This window comes from Salinicola sp. NYA28a, from assembly GCF_976982775.1.
Map to the genome: position 1 here is coordinate 2,181,751 of NZ_OZ334582.1, position 25,452 is coordinate 2,207,202.

General features: G+C 63.1%; 22 protein-coding genes. 4 read left to right on the forward strand and 18 right to left on the reverse strand.

Annotated features, from left to right (window positions below):
• Positions 1–82: 82 nt before the first annotated feature.
• From era to rpoE, 8 genes are all read right to left on the reverse strand, one after another.
• Positions 83–982 (reverse strand): GTPase Era, encoded by a 900-nt coding sequence (gene era / locus ACWHY3_RS09930; RefSeq protein ID WP_448126443.1) that lies wholly within the window; start codon positions 980–982, stop codon positions 83–85.
• Positions 979–1,662 carry a ribonuclease III gene (gene rnc / locus ACWHY3_RS09935; protein WP_448128156.1) on the reverse strand — a complete coding sequence of 228 codons (684 nt, stop codon included), beginning with the start codon at positions 1,660–1,662 and terminating at the stop codon, positions 979–981. The genes era and rnc overlap by 4 nt, the downstream gene beginning before the upstream one ends.
• Positions 1,663–1,861: 199 nt before the next feature.
• Positions 1,862–2,650 carry a signal peptidase I gene (lepB, locus tag ACWHY3_RS09940; protein ID WP_087719492.1) on the reverse strand — a complete coding sequence of 263 codons (789 nt, stop codon included), beginning with the start codon at positions 2,648–2,650 and terminating at the stop codon, positions 1,862–1,864.
• An 11-nt stretch (positions 2,651–2,661) separates the two neighbouring features.
• Complete coding sequence (lepA, locus tag ACWHY3_RS09945; protein WP_087719493.1) at positions 2,662–4,479, reverse strand: translation elongation factor 4; 1,818 nt, start codon at positions 4,477–4,479, stop codon at positions 2,662–2,664.
• Between the two features lie 338 nt (positions 4,480–4,817).
• Positions 4,818–6,233: a DegQ family serine endoprotease gene (locus ACWHY3_RS09950; RefSeq protein WP_448126444.1), complete on the reverse strand. Its 1,416-nt coding sequence runs from the start codon at positions 6,231–6,233 to the stop codon at positions 4,818–4,820.
• 251 nt (positions 6,234–6,484) lie between these two features.
• Positions 6,485–7,552: a MucB/RseB C-terminal domain-containing protein gene (locus ACWHY3_RS09955; RefSeq protein ID WP_448126445.1), complete on the reverse strand. Its 1,068-nt coding sequence runs from the start codon at positions 7,550–7,552 to the stop codon at positions 6,485–6,487.
• On the reverse strand, positions 7,552–8,346 hold the full coding sequence (locus tag ACWHY3_RS09960) for a sigma-E factor negative regulatory protein (RefSeq protein WP_087719496.1): 795 nt from the start codon (positions 8,344–8,346) through the stop codon (positions 7,552–7,554). The genes ACWHY3_RS09955 and ACWHY3_RS09960 overlap by 1 nt, the downstream gene beginning before the upstream one ends.
• 280 nt (positions 8,347–8,626) lie before the next feature.
• The gene (rpoE, locus tag ACWHY3_RS09965) at positions 8,627–9,232 is read right to left on the reverse strand and encodes an RNA polymerase sigma factor RpoE (RefSeq protein WP_448126446.1); all 606 of its coding nucleotides are present in this window, start codon (positions 9,230–9,232) and stop codon (positions 8,627–8,629) included.
• Positions 9,233–9,579: 347 nt separating this feature from the next.
• On the opposite strand from rpoE, the gene ACWHY3_RS09970 reads away from it, so the two are divergent.
• A complete protein-coding gene (locus tag ACWHY3_RS09970) occupies positions 9,580–10,662 on the forward strand; it encodes a 3-deoxy-7-phosphoheptulonate synthase (protein WP_448126447.1) in 1,083 nt (360 codons plus the stop codon).
• Positions 10,663–10,752: 90 nt separating this feature from the next.
• On the opposite strand, the gene dinG is transcribed toward ACWHY3_RS09970, so the two are convergent.
• A complete protein-coding gene (dinG, locus tag ACWHY3_RS09975; RefSeq protein ID WP_087719499.1) occupies positions 10,753–12,906 on the reverse strand; it encodes an ATP-dependent DNA helicase DinG in 2,154 nt (717 codons plus the stop codon).
• Positions 12,907–13,009: 103 nt separating this feature from the next.
• Positions 13,010–14,299, reverse strand: coding sequence for an ATP-dependent RNA helicase RhlB (rhlB, locus tag ACWHY3_RS09980; RefSeq protein WP_303853565.1), 1,290 nt, complete (start codon positions 14,297–14,299; stop codon positions 13,010–13,012).
• A 416-nt stretch (positions 14,300–14,715) separates the two neighbouring features.
• Between rhlB and ACWHY3_RS09985 the strand changes: the two genes are divergently transcribed.
• Both ACWHY3_RS09985 and xthA read left to right on the forward strand, forming a co-directional pair.
• Entirely contained in the window at positions 14,716–14,967 is a 252-nt protein-coding gene (locus ACWHY3_RS09985; RefSeq protein ID WP_276231555.1) for a hypothetical protein, read from the forward strand.
• Positions 14,967–15,785, forward strand: a complete 819-nt coding sequence (gene xthA, locus ACWHY3_RS09990) for an exodeoxyribonuclease III (RefSeq protein WP_448126448.1) — start codon at positions 14,967–14,969, stop codon at positions 15,783–15,785. Before ACWHY3_RS09985 ends, xthA begins: the two co-directional genes overlap by 1 nt.
• A gap of 453 nt (positions 15,786–16,238) precedes the next feature.
• Here xthA and ACWHY3_RS09995 read toward each other — a convergent pair whose 3' ends face one another.
• The 8 genes from ACWHY3_RS09995 to ACWHY3_RS10030 form a co-directional block, all read right to left on the reverse strand.
• Positions 16,239–17,453: a hypothetical protein gene (locus ACWHY3_RS09995; RefSeq protein ID WP_448126449.1), complete on the reverse strand. Its 1,215-nt coding sequence runs from the start codon at positions 17,451–17,453 to the stop codon at positions 16,239–16,241.
• A 2-nt stretch (positions 17,454–17,455) separates the two neighbouring features.
• Entirely contained in the window at positions 17,456–18,250 is a 795-nt protein-coding gene (locus ACWHY3_RS10000; RefSeq protein ID WP_448126450.1) for a TonB family protein, read from the reverse strand.
• Positions 18,250–18,657 carry an ExbD/TolR family protein gene (locus ACWHY3_RS10005; protein WP_087719505.1) on the reverse strand — a complete coding sequence of 136 codons (408 nt, stop codon included), beginning with the start codon at positions 18,655–18,657 and terminating at the stop codon, positions 18,250–18,252. The genes ACWHY3_RS10000 and ACWHY3_RS10005 overlap by 1 nt, the downstream gene beginning before the upstream one ends.
• Positions 18,650–19,183: a MotA/TolQ/ExbB proton channel family protein gene (locus ACWHY3_RS10010; RefSeq protein ID WP_087719506.1), complete on the reverse strand. Its 534-nt coding sequence runs from the start codon at positions 19,181–19,183 to the stop codon at positions 18,650–18,652. Before ACWHY3_RS10010 ends, ACWHY3_RS10005 begins: the two co-directional genes overlap by 8 nt.
• The gene (locus ACWHY3_RS10015; RefSeq protein WP_448126451.1) at positions 19,167–20,573 is read right to left on the reverse strand and encodes a MotA/TolQ/ExbB proton channel family protein; all 1,407 of its coding nucleotides are present in this window, start codon (positions 20,571–20,573) and stop codon (positions 19,167–19,169) included. The genes ACWHY3_RS10010 and ACWHY3_RS10015 overlap by 17 nt, the downstream gene beginning before the upstream one ends.
• An 11-nt stretch (positions 20,574–20,584) precedes the next feature.
• Positions 20,585–21,424, reverse strand: a complete 840-nt coding sequence (locus ACWHY3_RS10020) for a DUF3450 domain-containing protein (protein ID WP_448126452.1) — start codon at positions 21,422–21,424, stop codon at positions 20,585–20,587.
• A gap of 232 nt (positions 21,425–21,656) precedes the next feature.
• Positions 21,657–22,583 (reverse strand): electron transfer flavoprotein subunit alpha/FixB family protein, encoded by a 927-nt coding sequence (locus ACWHY3_RS10025; RefSeq protein WP_448126453.1) that lies wholly within the window; start codon positions 22,581–22,583, stop codon positions 21,657–21,659.
• 14 nt (positions 22,584–22,597) lie between these two features.
• Positions 22,598–23,359 (reverse strand): electron transfer flavoprotein subunit beta/FixA family protein, encoded by a 762-nt coding sequence (locus ACWHY3_RS10030; RefSeq protein WP_276231561.1) that lies wholly within the window; start codon positions 23,357–23,359, stop codon positions 22,598–22,600.
• 406 nt (positions 23,360–23,765) lie between these two features.
• Here ACWHY3_RS10030 and ACWHY3_RS10035 point away from each other — a divergent pair, with 406 nt between their 5' ends.
• Complete coding sequence (locus ACWHY3_RS10035; RefSeq protein WP_087719523.1) at positions 23,766–25,448, forward strand: electron transfer flavoprotein-ubiquinone oxidoreductase; 1,683 nt, start codon at positions 23,766–23,768, stop codon at positions 25,446–25,448.
• The last annotated feature ends 4 nt before the right edge of the window (positions 25,449–25,452 follow it).

Below are 25,452 nucleotides of genomic sequence, written 5' to 3' on the forward strand. Positions count from 1 at the left end.
AATGCCTCTTGAGAGGAGCGCGCAGTTCCCTGCTCGAATCAGTTCGTCGATCGGAAGATCGGATCGTCAATCGAGATGCTCGTCAATCGAGATTGTAGCCAAGGCTCTTGAGCGCCCGGTCATCGTCCGACCAACCCCGCTTGACCTTGACCCACAGGTTGAGCATGACCTTGCTGTCGAAGGCTCGCTCCATCTCCTGGCGCGCCTCGATGCCGATCTTCTTGATCCGCTCCCCCTTGTCACCGATCAGGATCTTCTTCTGGCCCTGGCGCTCGACCAGCATCAATGCGCTGATATGGATGACCTTGCCTTCGTCGCGGAACTCCTCGATCTCGACGGTCATCTGATAGGGAAGCTCGTCGCCCAACTGGCGCATGACCTTTTCGCGGACCAGCTCGGCGGCCAGAAAGCGCTGGCTCTTGTCGGTGATCTGATCGTCCGGGAAGTAGTGCACACCTTCGGGCAGGCGCTTGCCGACTTCGCCTTCGAGCTCCGGCACGTTGGTTCCGTGCTTGGCGGAGATCGGCAGGATCGCGGCGAATTCGCGTCTGGCGGAAAGCGACTCCAGCCACGGCAGCAATGTCGTCTTGTCCTCGAGCCAGTCGACTTTGTTGACCGCCAGGATTACCGGCGCTTCGACGTGGGTGAGCTTGTCGAGCACGACCTGATCCTCATCCGTCCAGCGCGTGCGGTCGACCAGGAACACGACGCAATCGACGTCGCGCAGCGCCTGTGATGCAGCCTGGTTCATGAAGCGATTGATCGCCTTGTTGCGATCCCGGGTCTGCAGATGGATGCCGGGCGTATCGACGTAGATGAACTGCGCTTCATCGATCGTCTTGATGCCCATGACCTGATGGCGCGTGGTTTGCGGACGCCGGGAGGTGATGGAGATCTTCTGCCCCAGGATGCGGTTCATCAGCGTCGATTTACCCACGTTGGGACGCCCGACGATAGCGACGAAACCACAGCTCTGTGTCATTGGCGCTTGCCCTTTGATGGTTCGAGTTTGGACAACGCAAGCTCGGCGGCTTGCTGTTCGGCGATCCGCCGGCTGGAGCCTTCGCCCAGCGTCGGCGACTCGTCCAGCATGGAGACGTGGCACTCGACGCTGAAGGTCTGGGCGTGGGCTTCGCCCTCCACCGAGATCACCTCGTATCGCGGCAGCGCCTGCTGGCGGGACTGCAGGAACTCCTGAAGTCGCGTCTTGGGATCCTTCTGCGTATTGTGCAGGTCGATCGCTTCCAGGCGCGTCCCGAACCAGGCCAGCACGCGACTGCGTGCCACATCCATACCGGCGTCGAGATAGATCGCCCCGATCACCCCTTCCAGCGCGTCGGCCAGGATCGAATCGCGCCGATGACCGCCGCTTTTCATCTCGCCGGACCCCAGCCTGAGGCACTCGCCCAGGTTGAATTCCCGCGCCACCACGGCCAGCGTCTGCCCCTTGACCAGCCCGGCCCGCAGGCGGGACAGCTGCCCTTCCCGCGCGGCCGGAAAGCGCTTGAACAGCGCCTCGCCGATCACGAAATTGACGATCGAGTCTCCCAGAAACTCGAGCCGTTCGTTATTGGCGCCGCCCACGCTCCGGTGCGTCAGCGCCAGTTCCAGCAGCGCCGGGTCACGAAAGTCGTGGCCAATTCGGCGGCTGAAGCCTTGCAGAGGATCACTCACGTCATTCCCATTGAGTCGTTATCTTTGAAACAAAGAATCGTTGTCTTTGAAGCAAAGCGGGCGCGGGATAGCCCGTCGCCCGCTATGCGAGTTGCGCGTCTTGCCGCTGTTCCGAGAACGGGACCGTCATGATCCCGCGTCCGGAGCCGGCGGCCGACCAACTGAAATTTCAACAGCTATATAAGAATCAGTTTATCTGGCGTACCGTGCTGAAGCTAGGCAATCCACCATCCCAGTGCATCCACACGGCAAACGCCTTGCCGACGATGTTCTTTTCCGGGACGAAACCCCAGTAACGGCTGTCGTTGGAGTGGTCGCGGTTGTCGCCCATCATGAAATACTCGTGGTCGGGAACGACGATCTCCCGCATCTGGGGCCCGGGGCTCTGGGGGTTGTTGAAGATACTGTGCTCGACGTCACCGAGGTGTTCCTCGAACAGTTCTTCGCCCGGTGCTTCTGCCGGGTCGGGATCGGTCATCGACTTGGGCACCGGTTCGCCATTGACGTAGAGCTGCTTGTTTTCGTAGCGAATGTGATCCCCCGGCAGGCCAATGACGCGCTTGATGAAATTGACCGATGGATCCTGCGGGAAGCGGAAGACCATGACATCACCGCGCTCCGGTTCCCCGATATCGGCAATTTCGGTGTTGATGACCGGCAGGCGGAGTCCGTAGCTGAACTTGTTGACCAGGATGAAATCCCCTACCTCGAGTGTCGGTCGCATCGAGCCCGAGGGAATCTGGAACGGCTCGATCACGAAGCTGCGCAGCACCAGAACGACCAGCAACACGGGGAAAAAGGAGCGGGCGTAGTCGACCGGCCAGGGGTCCTTGTAGTCGACCGACTTTTCGCCACCCTGTGCTTGTGCGGCGGCCTGCTGGCGTTGGCGACGCGAGCGCCGCCAGAACAGGCTGTCGAGCAACCAGACGAGCCCCGTGATGGCGACAGCCAACACCAGTAACAACGAAAAATCCATGAGGTGTTTTCCTACTCGTTCATTTTGAGAACGGCAAGGAACGCATCCTGGGGTATTTCGACACGACCCACCTGCTTCATGCGTTTCTTGCCGGCTTTCTGCTTCTCCAGCAATTTCTTCTTGCGCGTCGTGTCGCCGCCGTAGCACTTGGCCGTCACGTTCTTGCGTAGCGCCTTGACCGTCGTTCGTGCCACGACGTGACCGCCGATCGCTGCCTGTACCGCGACATCGAACATCTGGCGCGGGATCAACTCCTTCATCTTGTCGACCAGAATGCGACCACGCGAATGAGCGTGATCGCGATGAATGATCAACGCCAGCGCGTCGACACGATCGCCGTTGATGAGAATATCCAGGCGTACCAGCTTGGCGGCCTCGAAACGCTCGAAGCTGTAGTCGAGCGAGGCATAGCCCTTGGAGATCGACTTGAGTCGGTCGAAGAAGTCCATGACGACCTCGGCCATCGGCAGTTCGTAGACGAGCTGCATCTGGCTGCCCAGCACCTGCATGTCCAGCTGCACGCCGCGACGATTGACGCATTCGGAGATGACGTTGCCCACGTACTCCTGCGGCACCAGAATACTGGCGCGCACGATCGGCTCGCGCATCTCCGCCACGTTGGCCATATCGGGCAGCTTCGACGGGTTGGAGATGGTGACCAACTCACCGTTGTCCATCAACAGCTCGTAGTTGACTGTCGGCGCCGTGGTCAGCAGATCGATGTCGTATTCGCGCTCCAGGCGTTCCTGGACGATTTCCATGTGCAGCGTGCCGAGGAAACCGACGCGGAAGCCGAACCCGAGCGCATCGGAGTTCTCCGGCACGTAGTCGAGCGAGGCATCGTTGAGCGCCAGCTTCTCGAGCGCGTCACGGAAGTCTTCGTAGTCGTCGGAGCTGACCGGGAACATGCCGGCGTAGACCTGCGGCTTCACTTTCTGGAAGCCGGGCAGACGCGGCACGTCCTTGGTCTTGGTATGGGTGATCGTGTCGCCGACCGGCGCGCCCTGGATATCCTTGATGCCGGCGATGACGAAGCCGACTTCGCCGGCACGCAGGATGCCGGTGGAGTTCTGCTTGGGCGTGAAATAGCCGATGTCGGTCACTTCCCAATCGCGACCGGTCGACTTCATCTGAATCTTGTCGCCCTTCTTCAAGGTGCCGTCGAACAGACGCACCAGCGACACGACACCCTGGTAGTTATCGAACCAGGAATCGATGATCAGGGCCTGGAGATGGCCTTCGCGATCGCCTTTGGGGGGCGGAATATCACGCACCAGACGCTCCAGCAGCAGATCGATGTTGAGACCGCTCTTGGCCGACACACGTACCGCGTCATGAGCATCGAGACCGATGATCTCCTCGATCTCGTGAGCCACTTTGTCCGGGTCCGCCTGGGGTAGATCCATCTTGTTGAGAACCGGGAGCACTTCCAGGTTCTGCTCGATGGCGGTGTAGCAGTTGGCGACCGACTGCGCCTCGACACCCTGAGCGGCATCGACCACGAGCAATGCCCCCTCGCACGCGTAGAGCGAGCGCGAAACCTCGTAGGAGAAATCGACATGCCCGGGCGTGTCGATGAAGTTGAGCTGGTAGGTGTGCCCATCCTGCGCCTGGTAGTCGAGCGTGACCGACTGCGCCTTGATGGTGATACCGCGCTCGCGCTCGAGATCCATCGAATCGAGCACCTGCTCCTTGAGTTCACGATCTGTCAGGCCACCGCAGAACTGGATGATGCGATCTGCCAGCGTGGACTTGCCGTGGTCGATATGGGCGATGATCGAGAAGTTGCGAATGAACTTCAGTTGCTCGTTGCTTGCAGCGTCTGCCATTGAAACCTTACCGGTAATTTGTACGCGCGCGGTCCGCACGGAGTGCCGTAGCCAGGGAAACGTCGATAAATCGTCGAGCGGGATGAAGCGCACGACGCGCGGCGCAGGAAGCACCAGCCATGACGCGGGGTCCGGTCAGTATTCGAGCAGCGCACGACGCAGCGATTCGCCCGCGCCGACATTTATGTACCGTTGTCTTCCTGTCGCGCGGTTGATTACGAATTTGGCGCATTGTACCGACATGGCCGTGGCAAAGACAGCGACAACCGGAACGTACACAGCCTCGCTTTCGCGAGGCTGTGTGACGGGCTCGGCCCGAACCTGTCGCCCGGCGCGACTCAGTCGCTGGCCTTCAAGCGCAACGCTACGAACAGTGAAGTCCCATCCCGGACGATACGCACCGGGATGGCACGATCACCGTCGGCCTGCTTGACCGCATCGATCAGCTGATCGGCGCTATCGATCGCTTTCTGATCGAAACTGACGACGACGTCACCAGGCTGAATACCCGCCGTCGCCGCCGCGCCACGCGGGTCGACGCGACGCACCAGGGCGCCATTATCGATATCCAGCTGCTGCTTCTCCTGATCGCTGAGATCACTGATCGCAATTCCCAGCTTGGTCTGGTCGTTGGAAGATGCGCTGGACGGCGAGCCATCGGCCGCCGTCTGGTCCGGCCAATCACCCACGGTCACGTCGACCTTGCGCTGGTCGCCACCGCGCATGACCTGCAGACTGACCTCGGCTCCCGGCGCCACCTGGCCAATCAGACGTGGCAGCGTCGTGGAGTCATCGATATCGGACCCGTCGGCACTCAGAATGACATCACCTGCCTTCAGGCCTGCCTTCTGCGCCGGGCTGTCATCACTGACATCGGAAACCAGTGCCCCCTTTGTGCCATCGAGTCCGAACGATTCGGCAAGATCCTTGGACACCGGCTGAATCACCACACCCAGCCAGCCGCGGCTCACATGACCTTCGGTGCGCAGCTGATCGGCGACGTTCATGGCAACGCTGATTGGCACGGCGAACGACAGCCCCATGAAACCACCGCTGCGTGTATAGATCTGCGAATTGATCCCCACGACTTCGCCATCGAGGTTGAACAAGGGACCACCGGAGTTACCCGGGTTGATCGCCACATCGGTCTGGATGAAGGGCACATAGGTTTCGCTCGGAAGCGTACGGTTGATCGCGCTGACGATGCCGGCCGTTACCGAATGATCGAAACCGAACGGAGAACCGATGGCGGCGACCCATTCCCCGGCTTCGAGATCATCGGAGTTGCCTATCTTGAGCGTAGGAAGATCGTCGGCGTCGACCTTGAGCAGGGCGACGTCGGTTCGCGCATCGGAGCCCACCAGTTTGGCCGGGAGTTCCCGCCGATCGTTGAGACGCACCATGATCTCGTCGGCGTCCTTGACCACATGGGCATTGGTCAGGATGTAACCATCCTTGCGGATGACGAAACCGGAGCCCAGCGACTTGCGCTCTTCCTCGCCCTGCGGCGCGCCGGGCATCGGCGGCATCTGATCACCGAAGAAGCGGCGAAATATCTCGGGAACGTCCTGCTGGCCGTATGGCCCGCTGGACGCACTGACGCTGCTGGTGGTGGCGATATTGACCACTCCGGGAGCGGCCTGCTTGACCAATCCGGTGAAGTCCGGCAGATCGCGGGCCTGCGCCGTCTGGACAGACAGTAACGTGACGGCCATCAATAGCCAGGGAGCAAACCATCTTGTCATACGTTCCATTAAACACTCCTAACATTCGATGAAGACTCTGGCGAGTCGCACGTAGCTAGATCGATGTTCATAAGGGATAAATCGGCGATAACGAACCTCACGCCATCGAATCGTCGCCGCGCCCGGTCAAGGCACGGCGACCACTTTCATTGATACGAAAACACGCCAAGAGTTCAACGGGATGTAAAGTTTCTTTGCGCTAAAGAGCGAAAAACCCCGTCACAGGCTGAAGAACTGGCTGAAGAGGAAAGGCGAGGAAACTAGGAGCCGGCGGGGGGAGCACTCGCGTCGGAGTCGTTCTGAGGGTCCGACATATCAGTGGACGGATCGTCGGCACCGCCCCCTTGGTTCCAGGTCACTCGCGCAGCGATACGTGCCAGCACCTCGGGCGGCGCCTCGCCCAATACCAGTATCTGCATGGGCCGGCCCTCATGATTCACATGACGAACCGCTGCATAGGAGATACCCAGTCGATGCATGCCGGGCAACAAGGAACGCCGGTTACCGGTAATGGGTTCGACGAACAAGCTGATGCTGGTCAAACCATCACTGTAGAGCTGGTGCTCAATCCGTGCGCTCTGACCAGGGCTATCAGGCGGGATCGGCTGCGAGGTAAACCCGGCAGGCAGCCACTGCGCGTGCCACGGAGAATCCGCCGGAGACTGGCCGGGGCCGAGACGAAGCGTATCAGGATAAAGCGTGGGGGCTCGCAGATCGGTTATCTGAAAGGTTTCGAGAATCTGGCCATTGATACCGATCATTTCACGCTTGAGCAGCAGCGATGTCTCGCGATCCAGCCAGAGACGGTAACCGTAGCGGAGCTCGTCCTGCGGTTCGATATCGAGACGCCATGCCGCGCGTCCGGCAATTCGCTCGATTTCCATCGGTTGGAGGTCGTAATGTCCGGCAATCTGTCGGGTCAAGGCGCCAGGCGCGAGACCAGCGGTAAAATCCAGCGTTCCCTGCCCCGCCGCATCCTGGCTCACGCTGCCCCGCTTCTCCACCGCGACGGGCGGACCATCCAGAAATCTCGCAGCCTCGGTCTCCACGCCCTGCTGCACGCTATGCGTCAGCGCCAGGGTCCTGACGCCATCGAAACTGATACGCACGGCCCGTGCACTGAAGTTATAGCAGTGGCTGGCCCAGAGACTGCGCTGAAACAGCGCCTCGGGAGAGACATCGCTATCGCTGGCGGCAGCCAGGTCGCGACAGTCGAAAGTTTCCGGAATCGCCCGCTCATCGACGGACGCTTGAGCCTGGGCAGTGCCGGAAACCGCAAGCAGAGGAAGTATCGCAGCCAGAGAGGCCCGGGGAGTAAACCGAAACATCAACGCGCTTCCGTGGCTCCGGCACCGTCGACCTGAGCGGACAGTGCGCCCGGCGTACGCAGCAACGGCATCCAGTTGTCGCCGGTGCTGTAGGCAGCGCCGACGGAGTGACGCTCCAGATAGGATTGCAGCGTCTGCGCCTGCTCCATATCGACGTTGGGAGACTGACGCGTGCTCGGCGACAGGAACATCGGCTGCATCACCTGCTCCCCGACCGTCATCAAGCCGCTGTTGTTGCCAGCGCCGAAGCTTCCACCGCCAAAGCTGCCGCTGCCCAGCGAATAGGGCAGCCCGCTGGAGACCGGCGCCTGCATGGAAGCCTGCATCGCCCCGCTCTGGTCGCCGGCAACACTTTCGGAGGCCAGCGTGGCCTGGGCCTGGGCACTTTCGTTGACCGCAGAGGTACCCGTAGCGGCCGCCACATCCGAGGACGTGGTGGTGTCGGCGCCAAAGCGGCCGTTATAGACCTGAACGCCGGTGATCACCATGAGCGATACCGCCGCCGCCACGGCAGCGCCGCCCATCATGGAAAACGAGTGGCGCCTGACCGGCTCGCTGGCTGGTTCCGCGACGGGCCGGGGTTCATCCGCCAGCGCCGCCATCACGTCGCCGGAGATATCGATATCGACGATCGCATCCCGCTCGCGCCGCATCATGCTGCGGGCCAAGTGATATCGACGCCAGGTATCGGATTCCTGCGGCGACGTGCCCAGCGTCTTGAGCGCCCGCCTCAGATCGAATTCATCGGCCTCGTTATCCATCAATGCGGAAAACGATTCGTATACCTGCTTCATAGTCACACCCTCACACTCGCCTTGCGGCTTGCCACGTGTTGAATGACGGCGACACTCAGGGCGACATCTGGGGGCGTGCCATTGCGATCCTCGAAGGCCGCAATGCCCTTGCCCGCTACCTGCGTCACCGGACCCTCGTCGCCGGATTGTCTCCAGCCGACGACGGCTTGGCTATTACCTGCCCCACTATGACGACAGAAATCGATGACAGTTCATTTTCGATTCATCTTTCTCGATTCGATCGCCATCGGCGCTCCCGAACCTATTGATCCTGCGTCGCTCAAGCGCCGTTGACCGCGTCTCGCCCACCGTGTTCCAGCAACGGTTCGATATGCTTGTCGACCGCCTCGCGCGCCCGGAAGATCCGCGATCGGACGGTTCCCACCGGGCACTCCATGATCGTGGCGATATCTTCATAGGAAAGCCCGTCGAATTCACGCAGCGTGATCGCGGTGCGCAGATCATCCGGCAGTTGCTCGATCGCTTCGAACACGGCGGCTTCCAGTTGATCGCGGGCGATCGCCGCTTCCGGCGATTCGATATCCGACAGACGCCCGCTCTGGTCGACGATCTCGGCATCGCTGATATCCAGATCGCTACCGAGAGGACGCCGCCCCCGCGATACCAGATAGTTCTTTGCCGTGTTGATGGCGATGCGATACATCCAGGTATAGAAGGCACTTTCGGCACGAAAGCTGCCCAGGGCGCGATACGCCTTGATGAAGGCTTCTTGGGCAACGTCCTGAACTTCGGAATGGTCCTGAACATAGCGGCTGATCAGACCGAGAATCTTGTGCTGGTACTTCTTGACCAAAAGATCAAAAGCTCGGGTGTCCCCTTTCTGGGCGCGTTCGACGAGTTGCTGATCGGTCTCTCGGACACCCATTCAACGCCTCCCCGTACGACTGGGCACCGGAAGCTGCAGGGCCTGGAGCAGTGAAATGACACAGCGATAACGAGTGTGGTGACTAGGAGATAATACGCTCATGATCCCACCTGGAGCCCTTTGAGCTCACGATTCAATGACAGGCGTGCAAGTTATAACAGAAACGATGGATTAGCACGCGAAGCCGGCCAGTGTTCCTGTTTTAACCCGCCCCATCAAGTCGCGCTCCCGGCGCCGGATCCCCGGCATGCAGGGCACAACGGGGCCGGAAAGTTGATTTTTGTACCCTGCAACCCCCATAGTACGCGCTCCACGCGCAGTCACCATCAGAGTCAACGGGCCCCAGCATGTCGGAACAGCAGGTCAACAATCTCAACGTTCTCTCCCAGGATGTCCTGATTACCCCGGAAGCGTTGAAGCAGAACATTCCGCTTTCGGAATCCGCCGAGCGCACGGTCATCGAAGGGCGTCAGACCATCCAGCGCATTCTCGATCGCGAGGATCCGCGCCTGCTGGTCGTGGTCGGCCCCTGCTCGATTCACGATCCCGATGCCGCCCGCGACTACGCCAGGCGTCTGCGTCGGCTTGCCGATGCCGTCAGCGACAGCCTCTACATCGTCATGCGCGTCTATTTCGAAAAGCCGCGAACCACGGTGGGCTGGAAGGGCTTGATCAACGATCCGCACCTCAACGACTCGTTCGAGATCGAGGAAGGCTTGCACATCGCTCGCCGGCTACTAGTGGATCTGGCCGAAATCGGCCTGCCGCTGGCCACCGAGGCGCTCGATCCGATTTCGCCGCAGTATCTGCAGGACTGCATTAGTTGGTCCGCGGTAGGGGCCCGCACCACCGAATCCCAGACCCACCGTGAAATGGCTTCCGGCCTTTCCGGCCCGGTCGGCTTCAAGAATGGCACCGACGGCAGCCTGGACGTGGCAGTCAACGCATTGCAGTCGGTCGCCAGCCCGCACAATTTCCTGGGTATCGACCAGGCGGGTCAGGTCGCGGTGATCCGGACCCGGGGCAACGCCTATGGCCACGTCGTTCTGCGGGGCGGCAACGGCAAGCCCAACTACGACAGTGTCAGTGTCACGCTGGCCGAGCAGGAACTGCACAAGGCCGGATTGAAAGCCAATCTGATGGTGGATTGCTCACATGCCAACTCCAACAAGGACCCGGCACTGCAACCGCTGGTGATGGAGAACGTGACCCACCAGATTCTCGACGGCAACCGCTCGATCATCGGCTTGATGATCGAATCCAACATCGGCTGGGGCAGCCAGAAGATTCCCGAGGATCGCAGTCAACTCGAGTATGGCGTCTCGATCACCGATGCCTGCATCGACTGGCCGACCACCGAACGCACGCTGACCGAGATGGCCGAGCAATTGAAGTCCGTGCTCCAGTCGCGCCAGCGTTCCGACGACTGATCCCAGGACGACGACCGTTCAAGCAGAACGCCCGGTGCCGCAATTCACGGCACCGGGCGTTTTTTGTTGGCGGCGGCAACGCGGCCCCCGTCAGTTCCTGGCCGGCTCGCCTGCTTCCACCCCTTCGATCTGACGCCGAAACGGTGGCAGCGCGTCCAGCAACGCCTTGCCGTACCGCCGGGTCAGCACACGCCGATCCAACAGCGAGATACGGCCGCTGTCGTTCTCCTTGCGGATCAGCCGCCCGCACGCCTGCACCAGCTTGATCGACGCATCCGGCACCGATATCCGCATGAACGGGTTGCCGCCCTGACTCTCGATCCACTCGGCGAGCGTGGCGCCGACCGGATCGTCCGGCACCGAAAACGGCAGCCGGGTGATGACCACGTGGGTGAGATAACGACCGGGAAGATCGATCCCCTCGGCGAAACTCGCCAGCCCGAAGATCAAGCTACCGCCGCCGTCGTCGACCGCCTTGCGATGGCGCTCCAGCAGCTCGCGCTTGGGCAGCCGATCCTGCGAGAGCAGGCGCGACGACCAGGGTTCCGGCAACGCATCGGCCACGCTGCGCAGTTGCTTGCGCGAGGAGAACAGCACCAGCACGGCTTCGTCATCTTCCAGCCCCTCGATGAACTCGACGATGGAACGGTCGTGCGCCTTGGCATCGCCGGGCTCCACCGCTTCCCTCGGCACACTGAGGATGGCCCGGGAATAGTCGAAAGGGCTCGGCAGGCGCTGGTAGCGATAGCGATTGGCCAGGCCGGCCCGCTCCTGCAATCGCTCGAAACGATTGAGCGCCGTCAGCGTCGCCGAGGTCACCACCGCCCCGTAGCAGGTTCCCCAGAGATGCCGCGCCAGTGTCTCCGCCGCCGATACCGGGCTGGCCGAAAAGGTCAGCTCCGGCTCGCCACCGAAGTTCTGGAACGTCAACCATCGCGCTTGCGGTGCCTGCCCCGCCGGATCCGGCTTGGCCATGGCTGACCACAGCGCATGCGCTTCCAGCGCGCGGCCGTGGAGCAGCGCCGTCAGCGGCAGCCACGGTTCCGCCTGCTCCCGCGGGAGCCCGGTGGACTTGTCCGGGTCGAGACTCTCGCGGAGGATATCGCTCATCGTCTCCAGATCGCGCGATAACTCGGCGAACGGAATGACCAGCTGCTGGGCCAGATCGACCAGCGGCTCCGGCGCCCGGCCGTTGGGAAAGCGGAAATGCTGCGTCTCCTCGCCTGCCCCGGATCCGAGCCCGGCAATCTGATGTCCCATGGCGTAGGCGTCGCCGAGACGTGGCTCCAGCGCCGCGATGCGTTCGGGGAAGGTCGCCAGCAAGCGGCCGAGTGTCGGCTGGGCGCCGAGCGCGGTGTTCAACTCCGTCAGCGACTTCTTCAACGTCCGCAGCCAGCGCAACGTGCCGTTAATCCCGAAACGATGATAGAAGTGATCCAGCGCCTTGTCCGGCAGGTGGTGTCCTTCGTCGAAGACGTAGATACACTCCTTGGGCGACGGCAGTACCATGCCTCCGCCCAGCGCGAGGTCCGCCAGCACCAGGTCGTGATTGGCGACGATGATATCGGCCTGCTCGAGATGCCGGCGCGAGCGGAAATAGGCACAGGCGCCGAAATGGCCGCAGCGCCGATTGGTGCACTGGCGATGATCCACCGTCAGCCGTCGCCAGTCGCGATCGTCGATGGCGACCGGCCAGCTATCCCGATCCCCTTCCCAGTTGCCCGAGGCATAGGTATCGGCCATCTCCTGGATCAGCTGCGGGAAGTCACCGCCGGCGTCCGTGGCGATGGTCTGCTCGAACAGCGACAGCGTCGGGTTGGGCTCGGCGCCTTCCAGCGCCTGATCCAGCTTGGCCACGCACAGGTAACGCCCCCGACCCTTGGCCAGCGCGTATTCGAAATCGAGCCCGCTGTGCGCCTTGAGCATCGGCAGGTCCTGATTCAATACCTGCTCTTGCAGTGCCACCGTGGCAGTGGCGATGACCAACCGCTTGCCGCGCGCCTTGGCGACGGGTAACGCCGCCAATAGATACGCAAGGGTTTTACCGGTACCGGTACCCGCTTCCAGAACACAGACGTGCTCGTTGGACGTCCTTCGGCCCTGATCATCTCGCTCGATCGACGCCAGCGTGCGCGCGATCTCCGCAATCATCAGACGCTGACCGTAACGCGGGGTGAGCTCCAACCCTTCGAGCACGCGCCGGTAAGCCTCCTGGATCTCTTGCTTGAGGGGTTCGTCGAGCATGCGCATTCCGGGGAAGGAAGGTCAGAAACAGATCGCCCACCGACGGTGGACGATCGAGAGAGCCGAACCGTTGACGATGTCAGCCGCTCAGGAAAGCATCGGCTCACGACATCATGGACTCGGGCGGATGCTCGCAGGGCAGCTTGCCGTTGATGTAGTTCTCGATCTCCGGCAGCGAGAAGGCATCCTCTTCGCCGACGAAACTGATCGACACACCCTTCGCGCCCGCACGGCCGGTCCGCCCGATACGATGGACGTAGTCTTCAGGATCTTCCGGCAGCGTGAAGTTGATGACGTGGCTGACATCCTCGATATGGATGCCACGACCGGCAACATCGGTCGCCACCAGCACGGTCACTTCGCCTTCCCGGAAACGCTCCAGCGTCTTGATTCGCTGGCTCTGCGGCACGTCGCCCGAGAGCATCGCCGCGTTGACGCCCTGGTCGCGCAGCATCTGGTCCAGTTCGCGTACCAGATCGCGACGGTTGCCGAACACGATCACCCGCTCCATCGCTTCCTGGCTGACCAGATTGAACAGCAGCTTGCGCTTCTCGCTGTCGCTGACCAGATAGACACGCTGGTCGATATTGGCCGCGTTGTCCGTGGTCACCTCGATCTCGACGTGGGCCGGATTCTGGGTCCACTGCTCGGAGAGGTTGAGGATATCCGGCGTGAAGGTCGCCGAGAACAGGAAGGTCTGGCGTTCCTCGCGCTTGGGCGTATAGCGGATGATGCGCTTGACGTCCGGAATGAAGCCCATCGACAGCATACGATCGGCTTCGTCCAGCACCAGCACCTCGACCTGGGAGAGATCGATGTCGCGCTTCTGCTGGAAATCGAGCAGACGCCCCGGCGTGGCCACCAGAATGTCCAGGTTCTTGCTCAGCTGATCCCGCTGCTTCTGGTAGTCCATGCCGCCGACGACGCTTGCCACATGCAATGACGTGAAACGGGCCAGTGCCTTGGCGTCCTTCTCGATCTGCAGCGCCAGTTCGCGGGTAGGCGCGATGATCAGCGCCCGCGGCGTTCCCGGCTTCTGGCCATCCGGCGCTTCTTCTTCCAGGAAATAGGCCAGCATCGAGATCAGGAAAGCCGCAGTCTTGCCGGTGCCGGTCTGTGCCTTGCCGACCACGTCGCCGCCGAGCAACGTATGCTTCAGCGCTTCGGCCTGGATCGGCGTGCAGTATTCGAAACCTTCTGCCTGGATCGCGCGCATCAATGATGTCGGCAGGTCGAAATCATGAAACCGCCAGCGTCCGGCAACGGGCTCGACCTGAAACTGTTTCAGCGACCAGTTGGAAGTGTTCCGCGACTGCGATTTACGTGGCTTGCGCCGACGCCGCTTGGGTCTGCGGTTCTGTGCCGGGGGCTGGGTGTTGTCAGACTCACTCATAGTTATGACGAATGTCCGAAATCGATTGACGGTTTGACTCGCGACGGCTGGCGTCCTGCTCGGCGGCGCCATCTACGGCGCGGCGGGCCGGCATTCACGCCTTCAAGGACGAACCCTCGACGCGACGATGATCGACTTCGCCGGGGCCAGGCCCGGCGCGAGCCGAACACATTGTACCAGTTCTGGCCCGCTAACGTCGCGAGCCCAGTGGTCCAACGTCGCGAGCCCAGTGGTCCAACGTCGCGAGCCCAGTGGTTCAACGTCGCGGCTAGCCGATGGCAGAGCCCCCTTCCCCTGTTAGAATGTGGGCTATCGTTGGCTCCGGGAACACCGCCTTGGCGGTCGAGAGTTTCCAATGCCGATGCCCATATCGCTATATCGCTGGATTTCCCGCTGAATACTGACAGGTTGCGCGCATGACTCGCAGAAAAAAGACCCGGTCGCTGGCCGACAAGGTGACGATCCGTACCGGCAAGCGCAAGGACTATCGCCGCTGGCGCCATGACAATCCCGATGAAGTCGCTCCATCGCGTCGTTACGTCGACAAGAAGACCCAGCAGCGAAAACTGCAGGCCGAGCGCAAGCGCCAGCGTCAGAGCGCCCCGCCGCTGCCGCTGCATTCCGCCAGCACCGATAGCGACGCCTCGAAGGATGAGGGCTCCGATTGATGCGACTCGTCTCTTTCAATATCAACGGCATCCGCGCTCGTCTGCACCAGCTCGAGGCGCTGATCGAGAGCCACGCGCCGGACGTCATCGGTCTGCAGGAGACCAAGGTCCAGGATAGCGAGTTTCCCCGCGACGCGGTGGAAGCCATGGGCTATCACGTTCACTTTCATGGCCAGAAAGGCCACTACGGTGTCGCGATGCTGACCCGGGCAGCACCGACATCCGTTCATTATGGGTTGCCCGACGATGGCGAGGAGGCGCAGCGCCGCCTGATCGGAGTGACGCTCGACATGGACGATGGCAAACCGCTGACGGTGTGGAACGGTTACTTTCCCCAGGGGGAGAACATCGCTCACCCTACCAAGTACCCCAACAAGCGGGCGTTCTACGCCGGTCTCAACGCGCTCCTCGAAACGCAGCACCAGCCTTCGGAGCGCATCGCGATCATGGGCGACTTCAACATCTCGCCAGCGGATATCGATATCGGCATCGGCGAGGACAATCGCAAGCGCTGGCTGCGCGAAGGCAAGACCAGCTTCCAGCCCGAGGAACGCGAATGGCTGGAGCGCCTAAAGGCGTGGGGGCTCGAGGACAGCTATCGACTTTGCCACCCGGACAGCAGCGACTATTTCAGCTGGTTCGACTATCGCTCCAAGGGTTTCGATCGCGAGCCCAAGCGCGGCCTGCGTATCGATTACATCCTGGTCACCGAGCCGCTGGCCCGCGCCACGCGTCGCTCGGGTATCGACTATGACCTGCGCGCCATGGAACGGCCATCCGACCACGCCCCGGTGTGGAGTGAATTCGAGCTGGCGTGAGTTTCGTTTCCTATGGCGACAAATTCACTATAGCGACAAATTCAAGCAGAACGAACTTACCACTGACCGAGTTCGAGCTGGCGTGAGTTCCATTCACGAGTTTTTTGTAACGGTAATCCTTGGCGGAGGCGTGAACGGTCGATCGAGCCATCGTCATGGAATGCTTCGCTCCTGACGCCTTCCAGACGGCGCTGAACGATTGAGCGCTGAACCGGGTCTTGCGACATGGATGTCGCAAGAGGCGCGTTGGGCAGGATGCCCTTTCGCGCCGACCCGAGTTCAGCGATCCAGCGTTCAGGGTTTCGCCGTCTGTGGCGTCAAAAAAGGGGAGCGCGAGGGGCTTGCCCCTCGCAATAACGAGCACAAGGATGATCAAGGCGCGATCAGTGGAGAACGGCTCACGCCACAATTCGCCACCTTACCAAAACCGACCATCGCGTGAGCGAACCACCGCTACGCCGATCCCAGCGAATCCAGCCACTGCTGCGCCTGCTCGACGCCCGCTGCCCTGGCCTGCTGAAAGGCATTGCGGGCCGCCTCCCGATCGCCGAGCTGCAGCGAGGCGAAGCCCTGCAACAACCAGTCCCGTCCGGAAATCTCGCCGCCGACCTCCCGCAGACGGGAAAGTGCGTCTCGTGTCGTCTGCCACTCGCCCCAACCGTAAGCGAGTTCGGCCAACTGCTGCCAATCCTCTGCCCGGCCGCGCTTTTCGGCCAGCGTCTGCCAGGCCGACAGCGCACGGTCATGATCACGAGCGGCCGTCCAGGCCTGGGCGATCAGGCGCAGGTTGGCGCTGCTGGAATTCAGCCGACCGCTATCCAGCCAATCCTCCAGATGCTCGGCGGCACGCGCCGGCGTTCCCCCGGCGATGTGCAGTCTGGCCAGCCGCACCAGATCGTCGTCCGATGTCAGCACACCTCGGCGCCAGCCGCTTTCCCAGATCGCTGCGGCACGACCATCATCACCGGCTTGCTGGGCAAGCCCCGCGGCCCGGCGCCAGACGTCCGGCGAACTCGCATCGTCACCCAGCAGCGTCAGGGCGTCGTCGAAGCGCCCTGCCTGCTGGTAGACCGTACTCGCCAATTGCCGTTGCGACTGGCTCCAGCCCTCGGTGCCGGACGCTCTCAGCCGATCGAGCGAGTTGGCCGCGGCCGACCACTCTTCGAGCGATGCCCGCGCCTGAACCAGCAGCCAGCGCGAAGCGTCGTCTCCGCCGCTGCGCTCGACCCATTGGGTGAGCAGATCCGCGCCCTGCCGTGTCTGGCCGGCGCTCAAGCGCAGCCGTGCTTCCTGATGCAGCCACGAGAGACGGCGCGCGTCAGGGACATCGTCGATGCGACGCGCTTCGGCCAACTGATCCGCAGCCAGGGATTTGTTTCCTTGATGAGCATTGGCCGATGCCGCCAGTTGCAGGAACAGAGCGCGCGCCCAGCGGTCGGCCGCATTGCCGCCTTCGAGGCGCGAGGCCGAGTCGGCAGCGCGGGTAGCCACCGCCGCGTCGTCGCCGGCCTCGAGCTGCGACTGCATCGACTGCAGCGCCTGGATCATGTCCGCGCGCAGCGCCGGACCCTCGGCCCTGGCCAGCGAGATACCGCCGCAACCGATCAGGCCCACCAGCGCCAGCGACAGACAGCGCTTGCCCAGACGACGAACCGTCGTTGAACTCACGATCAGCCCTCCAACTGGAACTGGATACGCTGCGTGGCCCGCCGAACGTCATCGGCCGGCGGGAATCGCCACTGTGATACCGCCTCCTCGACGGCACGGTCGAACACATTGGCGGGATCGGCGTCAATCACTCGCAGGCTGTCGGTATCGACGCGCCCGTCAGGCTGAATGATGAAACTCACCTCCACGTAACCTTCCAGGCCACGCCGGCGCGCACGCATCGGATAGGACGGATTGACCCGGCTGGTAGGCTGCAGTTGGCCGACATCGCGCGGCGATGCCTGCGTTCCTCGCGGCGGTTGCTGCGGTGCGGGTTCCGACTGCGGCGGGCCGGATTCGGATTCCGGCTGCGGCGCCGCATCCGCCACGGTTTCCTGCGTTGGCTGGGGTTCCGGCTGAGCCTCGGGTTGCGGTTCAGGACGCGGCTCGGGTTTCGGTTCTGGCTCCGGTTCTGGCTGCGCCTCGCTCAGCTCGGGCAGCGATTCATCCAGCGTCACGTCCGGCGCCTCCATGGGCGGCGTTTGCGGCTCCGGAATCTCCACCGGGCTCGGCGTCTCCGCCGCAGGTACGGGCGCCGCCGCCGGGGGCGGCGGTGGCGCACTCGGCGGCGTCGGCAAGGCCGGCGACGTTGGCGTCGGTTGCGCCTGTTCCTGCTCCGGCGCGTCGACCATCGAGATCGCCGTCGGCGTCACGATCTGGGTGCGATCCGGTTCCGGCGGAGCCACCAGCAGCGCCAACAGATAGAACAGCAGCAGCGCCAGCAGCGCGCCGCCGATCAGGCCTGCCACTCTACGCATCAGCCGGCATCCCGGTTGGCGGCCACGGCGACGTTATCGACACCCGCCTGGTGGATGCGATCCATGACCTCGATCAGCAAGCCCGTCGTCGAGTTCTTGTCGGCCTGCACCACGACGCTGCCATCACCGGAGACCAGCTCCGCGACACGAGCGCCGACGCGATGGGCATCCACCGCTTCGCCGTCGACCCAGACCGCGCCTTCGCCGGTGATGGCGACGAGCACCTGGGTATCCTGGCGCGCCGTGGCCTCGCTCGACTCGGGCCGCTGGATCTCGACGCCACTCTCCTTGATGAAGCTGGTGGTGACGATGAAGAAGATCAGCATGATGAAAACGACATCCAGCATCGGCGTCAGATCGATGCCGGTCGAATCGTCACTGGCTTCCCGCAAGCGGCGCCTACGCATGAGAGTCCTCCACGGCGCGGGCCATGCGGTCATGCAACCGCTGATCCTCGCGCCGAATGATCTGTTCCAGACGAGTGACGAAAAGCAGGCCGACCACGGCAACGGCCATGCCGCACAGCGTGGGCAGCGTGGCCTGGGCGACGCCGTCGGCCATCGCGCGGGCCTGGTTGCTCTCGGTGAGAGCCAGGCTGTCGAATACCTGGATCATGCCCGTCACCGTCCCCAGCAGCCCGAGCAGCGGGCAGACCGCGATCAGCAGCTTGAGCCATGGCAACGGCAGGCGTAACCGGGCGATCAGTTCGCTCGTCCACACTTCGCGCAGGGTCAGCGCGCTCCAGCTCGAGTGATCGCGACGCTGAATCCACGCCTCGATCAGCACACGCCGGGCACGTCGATGAGTGAACTGCCAGTAGAACAGCCGCTCCAGCGACATCGCGAACAGCGCCATCGCCACCAGCATGATCACCACCAGCACCTCGCCGCCAGCGCCGATCAGCCAGCGGATCGGCTCAAGCGCGGACACCATGGCGGCGCTCCTCGGCATGGGCGACAGCGGCCGTTTCGGCCTCGAGATGCTCGGCGAGCACCGCGCTGGCGCGCCCTTCCAGCAGACCGATCAATCGTCGGCTGCGGCTGCTCAGGGCGGTATTGACGAACAGCAGCGGCACGGCGGTGATCAGACCCAGCACGGTGGTCACCAGCGCCTGGCTGATGCCGCCGGCCATCAGTTGGGGATCGCCGGTGCCGAACACGGTGATCGACTGGAAGGTGACGATCATCCCGGTCACCGTGCCCAGCAGCCCCAGCAAGGGCGCGACGGCAGCGATCAGCTTGACGACCGGCTGGCCCCGCTCCAGCCGCGGCTGCTCTGCCAGCAGCGCCTCGTCGAGCCGAGCCTCCAGCGCTTCCGGCGCGTGGTCGCGGCCCAGCGCAGCGAAGCGCTGAAGTACGCGCCCCAGCGGGTTGTCGTCGCTGAGGGACTCCGGCGCCCGCATCTGCCGACGCATGCGCCCGCTGACCCGAAGCAGGTAGACATACTGTATCAGCGCCACCAGCAGCCCGATGATCCCCAGCGCGACGATCACGTAACCGACGTAGCCGCCCTGCTGGAACCGCTCCCACAGGCTCGGCTGCTGGGCGAGCGCGTCCAGCACGTCGCCGTCGGTGGGATCGACCACGATCTGGTTGCCCTCGCCCTGCTGGAAAGCCTGCAAGGCCTGGCGAGCATCGCCCGGCGTTGCCGCCACGACGGAAAGACGACCGTCGTCGCCGATTCGCTGCAGCAGATCGCCGTCGCTGAAGGCGACGATATCCCCCAGACGGACCACGGGGCGCTGGGCGACATCGCCGTCCGGCCCGGCAACCGGCGCCTGGAACCGCACGCCTCGGCCGCTTTCCGCGATCAGGCCCGCCAGATCCTGGCGCACCCGATCCAGCGTCTGCAGGTCGATCAGGCCGCGATCGTCGAGCCGCGGAGGCAACTGCGCATCACCGCCGACGGTCAGCCAGCTCTCGCCCAGCGCATCCCGAAGCTCGCTGGCCTGCTGCTTGACGATTCCGGAGATATCACCGATATCGCCGGCCTCTTCCGTGCGCTGCTGCTGTAGCGCCGCCAATTGTTGCTGCTGGTCCGTCTGGCGCGATTCCAGCTGGTCGCGCCTGCCCTGGGCGTCCTGCAGCCGCTGCTCGGCATCGGCGACCGCCTGCTGCAACGCCTCACGGTCATCCAGCAATGTCTCCAGCCGCTGGGTATCGCGCTGTTCCGCGGCCTGGCTGTCGGCCCGGAACGTCTCTAGCACCTGCTGCATCGAGTGCGATCCGCTACCCGACGCGTCGCCGGACTGAGCACTGGCGACGATGGGCAATAGCGTCATCGCCACGAAAGAGAGCGCTGACCACCATGCATGACGCTTCATGACTGTCCGTCTCATGACTGCCCCTCCGTCGCTGACTGTCCGTCTTCGACGACCAGCGATGCCGGCAGGTGCAACAAGGCCGGCGCGCTCTGATCCTGTGCGATGCGAATGCCGCGACGGACCTCGTCGATCTGATCGCCGTCCAACGCTTCCCACTCGCCGTTGGCGATGCTCCAGACGCCACCGGCCTGATCGTTCGGCGTGACGTAGTACCAGCCCGTTCTCCCGACCCGTAGATAGTCGACTTCCCGCGCGAGCTGGCTACCCTGACTCGCCGCGTCGGATTGCGCGCCTTCGAGCGGGCCGCTCCACTGGTCCATTTCCCGCCCGTAGGCGAGCTCGGTACGCCAGGCGGAAAAGATTCGCTGCAGCTTGTCGGCCTGCGAGGCATCATCGCGGGCCAGCATCTGTTCCAGGTCGTCGACGCGGGCCAGACGCTCGTCGCGCAGGAACGGCATGTCCGCTTCGATCATCGCGCGCAGTTGCTCGACCATCTCGCGCATCTCCCCCGGCAGTCCCTCGCGGGTCACGGAGATCTGCGTCAACGCCTGCTGCTCGGAAGCGATGCGCTTGGCCTGGTTGTCGACGATTGGTGCCAGCTCGGCGTTGTAGCTCTCGAGCCGGTCGGCCTGCTGGCTGGCCTGGCGCAGGCGCTGCAGCGCTTCCCGCGTGGCGTCGTCGGCGTTGTCGATACGGCTTTGAAGTTCGGCCTGGGTCTGCTGGGCCTCGATGCTGGCCTGGCTGAGCGAGTCCTGGGCCGGCGCCGTGCTGGCAACGCCCAGGCTCATGGCGGCGAGAAAGGACGCCAACAGGCGTGCACTTGCTCGTTTCCGCGGGGAATCATGCACCACGCTATCTCCTTGCGTATGAGCCGTGACAACAAGCTGGTGACAAGCACCGCTAACCAGCGGTGTAACGAAGCTGAATTCGACGCGATACGCTAATACAAACAAGAACAATTATCAATCCGTATAACCTGGCGCTCCAGTGACAACCCGCGACCTCCGCTGAACGGCGAGGCACAAAAAAACCGGTACCCGCAGGTACCGGCTTTCTGGATCGCGAATCGCGTAGGCGAGTCGTCTACAGCTTCTGCTCCAGCTCGGGCAGAATCTCGAACAGATCCCCGACGAGACCGTAATCGGCCACCTGGAAGATCGGCGCTTCGTCGTCCTTGTTGATCGCCACGATCACCTTGGAGTCCTTCATGCCCGCCAGGTGCTGGATCGCGCCGCTGATGCCGACGGCGATATAAAGCTCGGGAGCGACGATCTTGCCGGTCTGCCCGACCTGCATGTCGTTGGGCACGAAGCCGGCATCGACCGCGGCACGAGAAGCCCCGATGGCGGCGCCGAGCTTGTCGGCGATGCCGTCGAGCAGCTTGAAGTTGTCGCCGTTGCCCATGCCTCGGCCACCGGAGATGACCACGCGAGCGCCACCCAGCTCCGGGCGCTCGTTTTGCGCGAGCTCTTCGCCGATGAAGCGCGACAGCGCGTTGGAGACGACGGCATCCACGGGCTCGATGGTCGCGGCTCCGCCTTCGCTCACCGGGTCGAACGCCGTCGTGCGCACGGTGATCACCTTGAGCGGATCGCTGGACTGCACCGTGGCGATGGCGTTGCCGGCATAGATCGGACGCTTGAAGGTATCGGCGCTCTCGACGCTCAGGATCTCGGAGATCTGGGAGACGTCCTTGAGCGCCGCAACCCGCGGCAGCACGTTCTTGCCATCGGTCGATGCCGCGGCGAGCACGTGGCTGTAGTCGCCGGCCAACTGGACCAGTAGATCCGCCAGCGGCTCGGCCAGCTGATGCGCGTACGCCGCATCGTCGGCCACTCGCACGCGGGAGACGCCATCGAGCTTGGCGGCCGCTTCGGCGATGGCGGCCACATTCTCGCCAGCGACCAGGATGTCGATATCGCCACCAATGGCTCGGGCAGCGCCGACGACATGAGCCGTGCCGGCGGAGAGACGCCCTTCATGGTGTTCGGCCAGGACCAGAATACTCATGCAATCAGCTCCTTTCACAGCACTTTGGCTTCGTTCTTGAGTTTGTCGATCAGCTCGTCCACGGAGCCTACCTTGACACCGCCCTTGCGCTCGGCCGGCGTCTCGACCTTGAGCAGCTCAAGCCCGCTGGAGACGGCCACGCCGAGGGCTTCCGGCGTCCGGCTGTCCAGCGGCTTCTTCTTGGCTTTCATGATGTCCGGCAGCTTGGCGTAGCGCGGTTCGTTCAGGCGCAGATCGGTGGTCACCACCGCAGGCAGCTTGAGCGCGACGCTCTGCAGGCCGCCATCGATCTCGCGGGTGACGCGCACGTAGCCGTCTTCGACGCCATCGCCGAAGGCGACCTCCGAGGCGAAGGTGCCCTGCCCCATACCGCTCAGCGCCGCCAGCATTTGGCCGGTCTGGTTGTTGTCGGTATCGATCGCCTGCTTGCCGAGAATGACCAGGTCGGGCTGCTCTTCATCGACCACGGCCTTGAGCAGCTTGGCCACCGCCAGCGACTCGACGCGCTCGTCGGTCTCGACGTGAATGGCGCGGTCCGCCCCCAGCGCCAGCGCCGTGCGAAGCTGTTCCTGAGCGGCCTTGGGGCCGACCGTGACGGCGACGATCTCCGTGGCGACGCCTTTCTCCTTGAGACGAACGGCCTCTTCCACCGCGATTTCACAGAAGGGGTTCATGGCCATCTTGACGTTGGTCAGATCCACGTCGGAGTGATCCGGCTTGACCCGGATCTTGACGTTGTAATCGATGACGCGTTTGACCGCGACGAGTACTTTCATGGGTGTCCTCGCAGACTAGTGACAAACCGACCCCCGCAGGCGTTGGTCGGCATCGACGATCGAAATATCGGCGATCGTCAGCATGACGGAATGCCGGGCAACAAAAACGTCGGCGGAGACAGAATCACGCCGACGCCAGCTCGGGTCAACTCGGCGCTCCTCCTGCCCCAGCTTGGTGCGCCATCGGGACAGGAACGAGCGAAAAATGCGATGATAGCGCATCAAAGGGGTGCTGCCGAAGCAGCACCTTCGCATAAGAAAAGCGCCTGTTGGCATAACATCAGGCAGCTGACTCACGTTAGGCTATAAAAAACGGCGGCCATCAGTCGTCGACGAACGGACCGGGCAGGCATGGCGGCACGCATCCTGCCAGCAAGCGAGGAGATCGGGTTTGGAACGTGAATCCATGGATTTCGACGTAGTGATCGTGGGAGCGGGCCCCAGCGGCCTGTCGGCGGCGTGTCGCCTGATGCAGCAGGCGAACGAGGCCGAACGGGAGCTCTCCGTCTGCGTGGTCGAGAAGGGTTCGGAGGTGGGCGCGCACATTCTCTCCGGTGCCGTGTTCGAACCGCGCGCGCTGTCGGAACTGTTCCCGGACTGGGCCGAGCGTGGCGCGCCGTTGAACACGCCGGTACTGCGCGACGAGCTCTATCTGCTGAAGGATGCCCACAAGGCCCAGAAGCTGCCCAACGCGCTGGTACCCAAGACGATGCACAACACCGGTCATGGCAGCGACAGCCAGGCCACGAAAAGCCACGTCACGAAAAACTACGTCATCAGCGCCGGCAACCTCTGCCGCTGGCTGGCCGAGCAGGCCGAAGAACTCGGTGTCGAAATCTTTCCCGGCTTCGCCGCCCAGGAAGCGATCGTCGACGACGAAGGGATCGTGCGAGGCATCATCACCGGCGACATGGGCGTGGCCGCCGATGGCAGCGAGACTGCCAACTATATGCCCGGCATGGAGTTGCGCGCCAAGTACACGCTGTTCTGCGAAGGCGCACGGGGCCATATCGGCAAGCAGCTGATCTCTCGCTTCGATCTCGATGCGAACCGCGACCCGCAGCATTACGCCATCGGCTTCAAGGAGCTGTGGGACGTGCCCGCCGAGCAGCATGAGCCCGGCCTGGTGCTGCACGGCTCCGGCTGGCCCCTGAATGACAAGGACCATGGCGGCGACAGCCATGGCGGCTGGTTTCTCTATCACGGCGACAATCAGCAGGTGATGGTAGGGCTGATCGTCGATCTGGCGTACCGCAACCCTTATCTCTCGCCGTTCGACGAATTCCAGCGCATGAAGCACCATCCGCTGCTGAAACGCCATCTCGAAGGCGGCAAACGTGTCGCCTATGGCGCTCGCGCGATCACCAAGGGGGGCGCCAACTGCCTGCCCAGAATGACCATGCCCGGTGCCCTGCTGCTGGGCTGCGACGCCGGCACGCTCAATTTCGCCAAGATCAAGGGCATTCACACCGCGATGAAATCGGGGCTGGTCGCGGCGGAGAGCGTGTTCGAGGCCATCGCTTCCGGCGACGAGGGCGGTCAGGAGCTTACCGCCTTCACCCAGGCCTGGGAGTCGAGCTGGGCGTGGCAGGAGCTGCAGGCCAGCCGCAGCTTCGGCCCGGCCATCCATCGGTTCGGCACCGTGGGCGGCGGCGCCTTCAATTTCGTCGACCAGTTGCTGGGCGGCAAGCTGCCGGTGCAGCACGACACCACGCCGGACCATCAGTTGAAGAAGGCGACGGAGTCGACGCCGATCGATTATCCCAAACCCGATGGCAAGCTATCGTTCGACAAGCCGTCCTCGGTGTTCCTGTCGAACACCAACCACGACGAGAACCAGCCCTGCCATTTGAAACTGAGCGATCCGGACATTCCCATCGCCAGAAATCTGCCGGAATACGCCGAGCCCGCGCAGCGCTACTGCCCGGTCGGCGTCTACGAAGTGGTCGAGGAAGAAGGACAACCGCAGTTCCGGATCAACTTCCAGAACTGCATCCACTGCAAGACCTGCGACATCAAGGATCCTTCCCAGAACATCACCTGGATAGCGCCCGAAGGCGGCGGCGGCCCCAACTATCCCAATATGTAAGCTC

Coding starts and splice junctions, on each gene's coding strand:
- era (WP_448126443.1), bottom strand. CDS start 982: ATGACACAGAGCTGTGGTTTCGTCGCTATCGTCGGGCGTCCCAACGTG.
- lepB (WP_087719492.1), bottom strand. CDS start 2,650: ATGGATTTTTCGTTGTTACTGGTGTTGGCTGTCGCCATCACGGGGCTC.
- lepA (WP_087719493.1), bottom strand. CDS start 4,479: ATGGCAGACGCTGCAAGCAACGAGCAACTGAAGTTCATTCGCAACTTC.
- ACWHY3_RS09950 (WP_448126444.1), bottom strand. CDS start 6,233: ATGGAACGTATGACAAGATGGTTTGCTCCCTGGCTATTGATGGCCGTC.
- ACWHY3_RS09955 (WP_448126445.1), bottom strand. CDS start 7,552: ATGTTTCGGTTTACTCCCCGGGCCTCTCTGGCTGCGATACTTCCTCTG.
- ACWHY3_RS09960 (WP_087719496.1), bottom strand. CDS start 8,346: ATGAAGCAGGTATACGAATCGTTTTCCGCATTGATGGATAACGAGGCC.
- rpoE (WP_448126446.1), bottom strand. CDS start 9,232: ATGGGTGTCCGAGAGACCGATCAGCAACTCGTCGAACGCGCCCAGAAA.
- ACWHY3_RS09970 (WP_448126447.1), top strand. CDS start 9,580: ATGTCGGAACAGCAGGTCAACAATCTCAACGTTCTCTCCCAGGATGTC.
- dinG (WP_087719499.1), bottom strand. CDS start 12,906: ATGCTCGACGAACCCCTCAAGCAAGAGATCCAGGAGGCTTACCGGCGC.
- rhlB (WP_303853565.1), bottom strand. CDS start 14,299: ATGAGTGAGTCTGACAACACCCAGCCCCCGGCACAGAACCGCAGACCC.
- ACWHY3_RS09985 (WP_276231555.1), top strand. CDS start 14,716: ATGACTCGCAGAAAAAAGACCCGGTCGCTGGCCGACAAGGTGACGATC.
- xthA (WP_448126448.1), top strand. CDS start 14,967: ATGCGACTCGTCTCTTTCAATATCAACGGCATCCGCGCTCGTCTGCAC.
- ACWHY3_RS10000 (WP_448126450.1), bottom strand. CDS start 18,250: ATGCGTAGAGTGGCAGGCCTGATCGGCGGCGCGCTGCTGGCGCTGCTG.
- ACWHY3_RS10005 (WP_087719505.1), bottom strand. CDS start 18,657: ATGCGTAGGCGCCGCTTGCGGGAAGCCAGTGACGATTCGACCGGCATC.
- ACWHY3_RS10010 (WP_087719506.1), bottom strand. CDS start 19,183: ATGGTGTCCGCGCTTGAGCCGATCCGCTGGCTGATCGGCGCTGGCGGC.
- ACWHY3_RS10015 (WP_448126451.1), bottom strand. CDS start 20,573: ATGAAGCGTCATGCATGGTGGTCAGCGCTCTCTTTCGTGGCGATGACG.
- ACWHY3_RS10025 (WP_448126453.1), bottom strand. CDS start 22,583: ATGAGTATTCTGGTCCTGGCCGAACACCATGAAGGGCGTCTCTCCGCC.
- ACWHY3_RS10030 (WP_276231561.1), bottom strand. CDS start 23,359: ATGAAAGTACTCGTCGCGGTCAAACGCGTCATCGATTACAACGTCAAG.
- ACWHY3_RS10035 (WP_087719523.1), top strand. CDS start 23,766: ATGGATTTCGACGTAGTGATCGTGGGAGCGGGCCCCAGCGGCCTGTCG.